This window comes from Hoylesella timonensis S9-PR14, assembly GCF_000762405.1.
Taxonomy (GTDB): Bacteria; Bacteroidota; Bacteroidia; order Bacteroidales; family Bacteroidaceae; genus Prevotella; species Prevotella timonensis_A.
The window spans coordinates 1-10,180 of sequence record NZ_JRPQ01000163.1 but is presented as its reverse complement, the minus strand read 5'-3'; the positions used below and the strand labels follow the sequence as shown (position 1 = coordinate 10,180).

9 protein-coding genes are annotated in these 10,180 nt (G+C 44.7%); 2 read left to right on the top strand and 7 right to left on the bottom strand.

All coding sequences use genetic code 11. The annotated features are described in order from the left end of the window. The first annotated feature begins 108 nt into the window (after window positions 1–108). On the top strand, window positions 109–954 hold the full coding sequence (locus tag HMPREF9304_RS10485) for a DUF3737 family protein (protein WP_036928853.1): 846 nt from the start codon (window positions 109–111) through the stop codon (window positions 952–954). 18 nt (window positions 955–972) lie between these two features. After that, window positions 973–2,142: a MalY/PatB family protein gene (locus HMPREF9304_RS10480; protein WP_036928852.1), complete on the top strand. Its 1,170-nt coding sequence runs from the start codon at window positions 973–975 to the stop codon at window positions 2,140–2,142. Between the two features lie 169 nt (window positions 2,143–2,311). On the opposite strand, the gene HMPREF9304_RS10475 is transcribed toward HMPREF9304_RS10480, so the two are convergent. The 7 genes from HMPREF9304_RS10475 to HMPREF9304_RS14500 all read right to left on the bottom strand — a co-directional run bounded on the left by HMPREF9304_RS10475 (window position 2,312) and on the right by HMPREF9304_RS14500 (window position 9,580). Next, window positions 2,312–2,947 carry a porin family protein gene (locus HMPREF9304_RS10475; RefSeq protein ID WP_229039202.1) on the bottom strand — a complete coding sequence of 212 codons (636 nt, stop codon included), beginning with the start codon at window positions 2,945–2,947 and terminating at the stop codon, window positions 2,312–2,314. Between the two features lie 42 nt (window positions 2,948–2,989). Next, window positions 2,990–4,027: a type IX secretion system ring subunit PorN/GldN gene (porN, locus tag HMPREF9304_RS10470; RefSeq protein WP_036928851.1), complete on the bottom strand. Its 1,038-nt coding sequence runs from the start codon at window positions 4,025–4,027 to the stop codon at window positions 2,990–2,992. 43 nt (window positions 4,028–4,070) lie between these two features. Then, window positions 4,071–5,621, bottom strand: coding sequence for a type IX secretion system motor protein PorM/GldM (gene porM, locus HMPREF9304_RS10465; protein WP_036928849.1), 1,551 nt, complete (start codon window positions 5,619–5,621; stop codon window positions 4,071–4,073). Window positions 5,622–5,711: 90 nt separating this feature from the next. Beyond that, on the bottom strand, window positions 5,712–6,557 hold the full coding sequence (gene porL, locus HMPREF9304_RS10460) for a type IX secretion system motor protein PorL/GldL (protein ID WP_036928855.1): 846 nt from the start codon (window positions 6,555–6,557) through the stop codon (window positions 5,712–5,714). Next, complete coding sequence (gene porK, locus HMPREF9304_RS10455; RefSeq protein ID WP_374187985.1) at window positions 6,557–7,987, bottom strand: T9SS ring complex lipoprotein PorK/GldK; 1,431 nt, start codon at window positions 7,985–7,987, stop codon at window positions 6,557–6,559. Before porK ends, porL begins: the two co-directional genes overlap by 1 nt. Before the next feature lie 48 nt (window positions 7,988–8,035). After that, entirely contained in the window at window positions 8,036–8,989 is a 954-nt protein-coding gene (locus HMPREF9304_RS10450) for a PorP/SprF family type IX secretion system membrane protein (protein ID WP_374187984.1), read from the bottom strand. A 432-nt stretch (window positions 8,990–9,421) separates the two neighbouring features. Beyond that, a complete protein-coding gene (locus tag HMPREF9304_RS14500; protein WP_156104808.1) occupies window positions 9,422–9,580 on the bottom strand; it encodes a hypothetical protein in 159 nt (52 codons plus the stop codon). Window positions 9,581–10,180 lie beyond the last annotated feature (600 nt).

Below are 10,180 nucleotides of genomic sequence, written 5' to 3'. Positions count from 1 at the left end.
TTGACCTCAAAAATAAGCTCAAAATCTAACAAAGCTAATTTATAGAACCAGCCTTTATAATTTTTCATTTGCCTGCCATAAAACAAAAAGAAAGGAAGTACAAAAACAATGAAACTCATTAAAAATAAAGAATTTGGAGGAGAGCGTCCACTTTTCGGTATTCACGATGTACGATTAGAAAACGTCAACATCACCGAAGGCGAATCGGGCATCAAGAAATGTCATCATATCGAAGCCGACCATTGCCGCTTCATGGGCAAATATCCTTGGTGGCACGTAGACCATTCGCTCATTACCAACTGCTATTTTGAAGTTGGGTCGCGATCGGCAATCTGGTATTCAGACAACATGGAAATGAGAGATACCGTTATCGATGCACCGAAGCTATTTCGCGAGATGAATAATCTGAAGCTCACCAATGTGGTGATTAACGATGCTGATGAAACATTCTGGAAAGTGAACGGACTTACCTTGCGAAACGTAACACTGCACGAGGGAACTTACCCTGTGATGTTCTGTCAAGATGTTGACGTCGACGGCTGGGAGAGTGATAGCAAATATGTTTTCCAATATGTGAAGAACGCCGTTATTCGCAATGCGAAAATAACAACTAAAGACTCATTTTGGGAAACAGAAAACGTAACTATCTACGACTCCGAATTGAACGGTGAATACTTAGGATGGCACTCGAAGAACCTCAAACTCGTAAATTGTCACATCACAGGCGAACAACCGCTCTGCTATTGTCAGAACCTAATTCTTGAAAACTGCACCTTTGGCGAAGACTGCGATAGAATGTTCGAGGAATCTACCGTGCAAGCCGACATCCGAGGTGCCGTCACAAACATTAAAAATCCTACCTCTGGCAAGATCGTAGCAGATGCTATCGGATCGGTAACCATTGATGAAAACGTCTTACAGCCAAACAACTGTGAAATCATCATTAGAAAATAATCTTAAACACGATACACTATGAAATACGATTTTGATAAAATCGTCCCACGTCGAGGCACCAATTCGGTGAAGTGGGACGCTGAAAAAGAAGATGGAGTCATCCCCATGTGGGTGGCTGACATGGATTTTCAGGCTGCCCCCTGCATACGTCAGGCACTGAAAGAAAGAATGGATCACGGTGTCTTTGGATATACCTTGGTACCCAATAGCTATTATGAAAGCATCATCTCATGGTTTGACAGGCGCCACCAGTGGCACATCGAACGCGACTGGATCATCTATACATCTGGCGTGGTGCCTGCCATTTCTGCCATTATCAAGGCACTAACGGAGCCTGGTGACAAGGTGCTGGTGCAGACTCCGGTCTACAATTGCTTCTTCTCTTCCATTCGCAACAATGGCTGTACCACCGCCGAAAATGCACTGGTACGTAAAGGCAACTCGTATGAAATCGACTTTGACGACTTTGAGAAACAGGCTGCAGACGAGAAAACAAAAGTATTCTTGCTCTGCAACCCCCACAATCCTGCCGGACGTGTATGGACGCCTGAAGAACTCAGCCGCATGAACGATATTTGTCTGAAACATGGTGTGAAGGTAATCGCCGACGAAATCCATTGTGAACTGGTTATGCCTGGATACAAATTCACGCCGTTTGCAGCCGTGTCGAAAGCCTGCCAAGACAATTGTATCACCACCAACTCACCCACAAAGTCGTTTAACATCGCAGGACTACAAATAGCCAATATCATTACCAATAATGACACCATTAAGCGAAAAATTGATCGTGCCATTAATATCAATGAGGTGTGCGATGTCAATCCCTTTGGTGTCATTGCACTTCAAGCTGCTTATAATGAAGGGGAGTCATGGATAGACCAGCTCAATCTGTATTTGTGGGAGAACTACAAGGTACTCAAGGACTTCTTTCAAGAACATCTACCCAAGTTGAAAGTATTGAAATTAGAAGGCACATACCTTGTTTGGATAGACATCAGTGCCACAGGTTTGAAAGCCGATGAACTTACCAATGAGCTGCTACAACATGGAAAGGTCATGGTGAACAGTGGAACGATGTATGGCAAGACGACCGGTGCAGATTATCTACGGCTCAACATCGCCATGCCTCGAAGCCTCATGTTGGAAGCACTACAACGCATCGCGCAAGTTTTGCAGCCAAAGCTTTGAGCCTGTACACTGACCATATCTAAAAGAACAAATGAGAAAACAATCTTTCTGTCACTGGACTGAAAGAATAGTATCGAAAGAGGGATGTCGCACTTCACGACATCCCTCTTTTAAGTTTTTGTGTTAACCTGCTTATGGCCAACAGTTAACACCGCTATAACAATAGTGTTTAGAAGAGATAGGTAAGACCTATTCGCCACGAGTTAGCACGTGTCTTATGATTCTCTACGCTCTCTTTCACATTCTTGAAAGTGATGTCACCTGTCTTACCAACGCCCACATTATAGTTGGCTGTAACCTGAAAATGCGTAGCAAATGTGACACCAAGACCGGCATTCACGCTGAAGTTCGATGAATTCAACGACCACTCTGCTGCTTGATCAGGAAGATCGGAAATTTCTTTTACTTTGTCACCAATATTAAAACCAACCTGTGGACCGCCAAATACAAATATATTTGCCACATCGCTCAGTCCGATGCTGTATCTTACATTCACAGGAACTATCAGTGATTGTTGTTTCAATACGGTATTGAATGTGGTGGTGTTGACACCTTCTACCTTGGTTTCTTCACGATTGTACAAAGCGGATAAATCCATTCCCAATCCTGTAAGCGGCAATGAGAATTTCACCGTCGGACCAATAAAGAATCCTGCACGGTTAGAAGTGTTAAATAGGTTTTTATCCAAAGACATTTCGCTTAGGTTGAAACCACCCTGCACACCAAATTTTAATTGTGCGCTGGTAGGCAACACTGCGACCATAGTTAATACTGTGATAAGAGATAAAATTCTTTTTTTCATCATGTTTTTGTTTAGTTGAATAATGTGAATATTAAATATTATATTTTAATGACGCTGACGACGAACGGTCACTCGAGCAGCAGAACTGCTTGAGGACGAACTTTTTTGGCTTCGATTAGACTTAACTGTCGCCTTCGCATCTCGAGGAGTACGACTGCGTCGAACGCGTTTTGACTTACTGTCTTTCGGATTCAGCTTAGCAATACTGTCCAGAGAATCTTTACGAGCAGCGTCGCCCCACATGTTTTTTTCAAATGCCTGTATCTCTTTTTCTATCTTCTGCTGTTCACGGTTCATTGCTGAATCGGTAGGACAATATTGAGCCAAGGTTTGTCCCAACATATTGTTGGTCTTATAAATCTTTCCCTGATACTTGTTCTTCGTAAAAAAATCATCGATACTCATGATGGCAGCATTGTTGAGATTGCTGGTCATGATCGTCTGTTTCGAAAGGAAAGGAGCTAAATCATCATATTTCACCCAGAACAACGGATAAGAAGTCGTACCATCGCCGAAGTCATCCACACGTTTCAAGATGGGGCACAAGGCTAACACCTTAGTGTGAAAAGTAGCAGTAGCTTGGTCATAATAGGCACTTTCTTTCAGATAGTATGCAGTGACCTCGCGCGATGGGATATCACTGTCATCGATACGGATGCCACGATCTGTCCGCTCGTAAAAGACATGATAATTGTCTAAAAATGCCAATGGCTTAACACGAGCGGAGTCTTCAAACGACTCGTTCCCATCCAATCGGTATTCGTAGGCTCTAATATTGCCAGTCATCATCAACTTGAAAATGTAGCAAAACAGGTTCATCTGCGTGCCCATCGGCTCTACGGGATAATAGAGTCCTGCATTGGCATCCTTTGTTAAATCGATTTCGCGATAGATGTCTCGACGCCACACCACATCTTCCGACATCTTTGGAGCTGTGGGAAAAGAGAGTTGCGCCCGTGTACTGAGCGTTTGCGCATTGTTACGTTGGGCACGCTGTTGTTCGGCGCGCCGTGCTGGCGGTTGTGCAATAGCTAACTGTACCGCACAGAAGATGATGCCTATCAATAAAATTGTTTTCTTCATCGTGATATAATTGTATGGTGGACTTTTTTTCTCAGTCCACCTTTTATTTAACGATAATTTCCATCGATGCTGGTAACTTACGTGTCAACCCATCGGGACCCACGGCTGTAACGTGCGAGATGTAGAATCGCTTGTTGCGTGACAACTGTCGGAAAGCATTACGTTGACGGTCTGAGAAGCGTGCGCCATTCGATGCCATGGGTACGGCATTTCCCATGTTATCGAAGAACACCGTCTCAAAATTAACCACCTTGAACTGAATATCCAGTAAGCCGTCGTCGATAGCCGCTTGTATGCCTGTCGCACCCATCAAGGAAGCTTTGGACAGACCGCCTCCCCTGAATCGATCGGTGCCCAAAGCAATATAGGCAATAGGATCAGGCAATTTGCGCACATGGAAAGTATATTTGCCAACGGGTCTTGCGCCTCCACCCTGATTCGACACCACTTGAATGGTGACATCCTTTCCCACTGTGGTTGGACGTGCAATGTATCTGCCTGCTGCGACCATGCGGAAGCCTCCACCTGTCATTGATGCAGAGACAGCAGTAAGCGGCACTCCAGGAATACTGATGCTGATAGGGTTGTCGTAGCCCGCATACAGTACATTCATCAGGTCAGCAGATACCGTAGCACTTGGTGCCACTACCGCATATTTCTGGGAGAAGTTGCGTCGTATGGTTTCACCACTACCATTAGTCATAGTGATATAGCCTTGGAAAGAATGCTCGCCCACACCTCCTGCGGTAAATTGATAGGTGTTATTGTGCAAATTTACTTTGCGTCCACCAATATAAATATCGGGTTGACGAGTGGTATCAACGGCAGCCATGACAATCTGTGCCGAGAAGCGATCGCCACTAACAACGGTTTTAGACTCTGGTATCACAAAGGCTTCCAACTTATTGACACGAATATCCTTCAAGTCTACATTGGCTACCAACGTATGTAACACTTCGCCCTCGGCATAACGGACGTCGCTTTGCAACTTGGACAAGAGTGTGACAGCGGCAGACACGGGCATGTTCTCAAACATATATTCCTGCCAGTTTTTGCCCATGGCTTGGGCTCGCTTCGACCGCTTTGTCGTGAGATTGCTGGCTATCATTTGTCGCTGGTGCTCATCGGGTATCATTTTCAAGATTTGTTCACGATACCGATTCACACGGTCGTATAAAATCTTTCCTTTGCCTACCCCAGGCGCCAGCATCACATGTGAAGCGGCTTCAAGATCGTCCTTGTGTTCAATATTATAAACATCTCCATGAGGACCGTCCGCCTCTCGCACAATCTCTTCCTTGAGCTCTTGAACAAAGTAGTACAACGAGTCACTCATGCGCTTTACTTGCGTAGCCTTGTCAAACCATGCCTGCACCTTGGCGGGATTGGCTTTGACTTGATCGGAAAGTCGACGATAGATAGACCTATTCTCTCGTGAAGAGTTGGCGGTAGTACGATTCAAACTCTCCTCTACTACCGCAAAGCCTTCCAACACCTCGGTAGATACGTTCAGTGCCAACATTGCCATCAGCACGACATACATCAAGTTAATCATGCGTTGGCGCGGAGATACAGGTCTTTTCTTTATTGCCATTCTGAGTTGATGAGTTTATGAGTTCCTGAGTTTATAAGTTGGTGAGTTCCTGAGTTTATAAGTTCCTGAGTTAATAAGTTGATGAGTTGTTTATTCTTGCGAAGGGTCTAACCCCGGATTGGCAGCACGCATGTTGACGGTCATCGCCTCTATCATACGGGCGTAAATCTTGTTGAGCTGCTCTATTTGTTGAGCCATCTTGCGAGTCTGATCGTTGATTTGATCAATCGTACCAATCTGCTGACTGGCACCTTTCAACTGCATCTCGTAAACCTTACAAATTCCTGTTAAGGTACGATTTAGATTTTCCATTTCCTCACTGTCACGCGTCAACCTTACACTCTGTTCGGAGACCTTCCCCAAAGTCTCTGTCAGGTTCTTCAATTCGGTGACATACTTGCTTTGCGCCTCTATCAACTCAGGCGAACTTTGCTGCTGTGCTTGTACCCATTGTGAGGAGGCACCAGCCGTCTCACTGCCATCACTTACGGGTATATCCGTACCTGTTGTTGCAGCAACAGGCGGAGGAACAACTACAGAACCTGCCGTTGGATGTCTCTGTCCGCCATAAGAAGAGGCGTGGAGGGCTTCCGCTGGCATAGGCTGCGCTGCAGAAGGCTCTTCCAATGGAGAGTCGTAAACAACCTTGCCTGTTTCCAAATACTCCTCCGTGACTCTTGTAGGAAGCTCACGTCCGTCGGCAGTCTTGTCAAATGGGCGATCAAAAGCAGAGAGGAAGAACACCACCACCTCTGTTCCCATACCGATAAACAACATGAGGTTTCCACCTTTTAAGTGCGTCAGCTTAAACAGCGCACCTAAAATAACCAACGATGCGCCCCAACTGTATGCATAGTTCAAGAACGTTTGTCCTGGAACACTGTCCATCCATTTCTGCAAACGATAGATGATATTGTACTTACTATATCCTGCCATTATTTTCGACCTTTCTTCTGTTTTGTACTTGTTGTATTCGCCAGACTGCGTACGCATCTGAAACCGATATATGAACGAGGTTGATTTTGATATTCCCAGGTACGCCAGGCACTTCGAATATACGATTCTGGATCTTTCCATGACCCGCCACGCACACTCTTCTTTTTCAATTTATAGGGATCTTCCAACGCTGCCTTATACGCTAACTGCGGATTCAAATCGTTCATCGCATCAACTCCCGCTTCGGTATAAATAGTGCTGGTCCACTCTGCCACATTTCCTGCCATGTCGTACAGCCCATTCGAGTTGGCGCCATAGATGCCTACTTTGCTGGTTATCAAGTTGCCGTCCTTGGTATAATTACCCCGATCAGGCTTGAAGTTCGCAAAGAAACAGCCCTCGCCTGACATCACTGCCTTGTTGTCCCAAGGAAATTCATTTCCTTCTTTGCCTCTGGCTGCATATTCCCATTCTGCCTCGGTGGGGAGACGATAACGCTGTATGTAACGTGCCTCAGCTCCTAAACCTTTCAAAAGGTAGTCGGTACGCCAAGCACAAAAGGCATTGGCTTGCTCCCACGTCACCCCCACAACGGGATAATCGTTATACGCTGGGTTACTGAAATAATTGCGAAGATAGGTTTCGTTATCCGAGTTTTGAAAATCATTGACCCAACAGGTGGTATCTGGATATACGTTGACGATGTAAGTATTCAAAAAATCCCATGGCCCCGAACGTGGACGGTTGATGGTTTCGCTCACAATACGCCCACTATCATCGATATAGGCAGTATCTTTTGAAATCATAACCACCTCGTCAGGGTCAACTGTTTGGTCGGTATTCAGATTACGCTCATCGGGTATCATGCGGTTTCTCCGCAGTGCTGCCGTGGTGTAATCATAAATTTCATATCGATAATTGAGCTGACGATAATCCAAGAGTTTTTCGCCCGTCACTGGATTGGTGACATACATACTCTCCACAGCTCGCTGTTCGTCTTCGTTCATTCGGCGTGGGAGCGGTTTCTTCCAATTGATATGCTGTGGCACTGGGTCACCGTTCTTATCTTCTGTGATGAGATAAGTCTCATCGCCCGCATAAGCAGGATCTGCAAGACGTGTCCGCAAGATGCTATCTCGAACCCAAGCAACAAACTGCTTATACTTTGAATTGGTGACCTCGGTTTCATCCATCCAAAAGCCATCCACAGAGATATCCTTTTGCGTCATCTCTTTTCCCCATAGACTATCTTGCTTCTCCAGTCCCATTTTGAGGTAACCACGATCGATGCGCGTCATGCCATAAGGAGTAGGCTCACTGAAAGCTTTTCCTCCCACACCTACTACTTCTCCTCCTCGTCCTACCGAAGAGGCTGACCTACCGCCGAAGCAGCCAGTCAGAATCATGAGGCTCACTATGCCCATTACCATACTTATCTTTGTCTTCATATCTGTGACATTCATTTTTCGACGTAACATTTATAGAAGTCTGACACTCTTATGTTTATTTCTTCCTTTCTTCGCCAAATTCACATCCATTTGATAGCCTACGAACAACTCATGACTACCGTTGCCGGGCTGAATGGCAGAAGTGTACAACTCATAGCTATATCCCAACACAGCTCCATGGAAACTGCCACCAACTAAAAAGGTGACGGAGTTGGTGGGACTATAACCCACGCCTCCATACATCATTCGCTTTTCGTGCTGGTAGACAAGTCGAGCGGTGACATCGCCCCGATAAGCGACACCGTCGGTACGTACCAACACAGAAGGCTGTATAGTTAAAAACGGATTTCTTAAACGTATATTGTATCCAGCTGTTAAATAATAGGTGGCATCAATGTGAAATTGGTTCTTTTCTGTTAAGTCAATAACGGGGGAGGTCAGATGTTGAGCAGAGATGCCCACATACCAAGATGAATGGAAATAATATAATCCTGCGCCAATATCGAGTGCATTGCCCTTGACTTGCGTATTCGTAAAAGCGGGGTCATTGGCATCGGCAAGATTTAGTTTCGTACCATCAAAAGATTCGCTCAACATGCCTGCCTGCACACCTGCCGACAGTTTTCCACCAAAAAGTTTGAACCGAAGCGCATACTGTGCAGCAAGTCGCTGATGCGTAAACAGTCCTATCTGATCGTTCATGAGCTGCACACCTCCTCCATGGTAGGCCTTTAAGAAATAGAAAGGCATATCTGCCGCGGCGTACATCGTTTTCGGATTATTTTGAAATCCAACCATGCTCATGGCGTACGCTGCATTAATGTTCAATTGGTCTTGTTTGCCAACTGCTGCTGGATTAAATGAGGGTTGCATGTCAAAATAATGACTGAACGACGCATCGTATTGCGCTCGTACGGCAGACACACTCAAGAGCAGCAGCCAGAGAAAATATATCTTTCTTCGTTGCACGAATGGATAACGCAAGTTCTATTATTTTATTGCTTTCGCACTATCTTTAATGAGTATGTAATATTTATCGCAACAGATGAGCACGGAATTACACGGCACATCCGTGCCGCTCCGTGTCTTTCCGATGCTATAACGACACCACGCACTTCCGGCATCATATCTGCAAGTCATGGTTTTACACTCCTCCAAAGCATGTTTATAAAATTATTTTGATCGCAGAACGATTGCATTCATTCACCCGCTTACCTCTTTTGTTTCTTCCATTTTATTCGTTGTTAAGTAATTATTCTTTTATGAGTGTGTAATATTTATCGCAACGGATGAGCACGGAATTTCACGGCACATCCGTGACGCTCCGTGTCGTTCCGATGCTATAACAAACGACCATTTTAATGAAACAGCCGAGTATTGCGCCAGCAACGGTTACGAGCAAAGGCGGGGCGAAGCTTAATAAGGTGACACTCCAAGAAATTGTGCACCAGTAAACGAATACAAGCAATGACGGGGCGAAGCCCCAAAAGGAATATAGCCCATGGTAACACCATGGGTAAGCGGTAAATAACTAATGGCGCGCTGTAAGCGCAAAAGGAGTCGGGGAAGTGTCATTTCTTTCTTGCTCTTTCAGAGCGCAAAAATGCTGAATTTTCTTTACAAAGTGCCTCTCATAACTCGCGTGTAGACAATCAACGACAGAGTTGGTCGCAAATACGCCAAAAATGAGCGATATCCATAACCCGTTGCTATTGATGGCATTATATCAAAGTCGTGACATTTCACTCGCAATTTTACCAGTTTTTTTCGGCTAAAGCATTGAGATAAGCCTCCTATTTGCATGCTGTAATGCTGTTGAAACATATGAATAACACCTCTAATACATGTTTACAAGGGCGTTAAAACAATGTTCCAACGAGAAGAGACGGTTTTTTGGGGAAAATCAGCGTATTTTTGTACACCGTTTGCCTATTGATTTTTTCTATTTCGCAAATTTTAGATGGTCGTTTTTTGGTAAAATGATAGGACAAAAACAACAAATACCTTTATTAAACCTTAATTCCGCAACACTATTATAAATTAAACTTTTTAAGTACCTGAGAAACTAAAAGTTGCCCAGGATTTTGCCATGTCGAAGAATTCACTTATCTTAGTGTTGCAAAAAAACAAGAGAATCCGACGATAGACATGGCGAAGATACAAATTAAATCTGAG

Coding starts and splice junctions, on each gene's coding strand:
- porL (WP_036928855.1), bottom strand. CDS start 6,557: ATGGCAGGATATAGTAAGTACAATATCATCTATCGTTTGCAGAAATGG.
- HMPREF9304_RS10485 (WP_036928853.1), top strand. CDS start 109: ATGAAACTCATTAAAAATAAAGAATTTGGAGGAGAGCGTCCACTTTTC.
- HMPREF9304_RS14500 (WP_156104808.1), bottom strand. CDS start 9,580: ATGACACTTCCCCGACTCCTTTTGCGCTTACAGCGCGCCATTAGTTAT.
- HMPREF9304_RS10480 (WP_036928852.1), top strand. CDS start 973: ATGAAATACGATTTTGATAAAATCGTCCCACGTCGAGGCACCAATTCG.
- porN (WP_036928851.1), bottom strand. CDS start 4,027: ATGAAGAAAACAATTTTATTGATAGGCATCATCTTCTGTGCGGTACAG.
- porK (WP_374187985.1), bottom strand. CDS start 7,987: ATGGTAATGGGCATAGTGAGCCTCATGATTCTGACTGGCTGCTTCGGC.
- HMPREF9304_RS10475 (WP_229039202.1), bottom strand. CDS start 2,947: ATGATGAAAAAAAGAATTTTATCTCTTATCACAGTATTAACTATGGTC.
- porM (WP_036928849.1), bottom strand. CDS start 5,621: ATGGCAATAAAGAAAAGACCTGTATCTCCGCGCCAACGCATGATTAAC.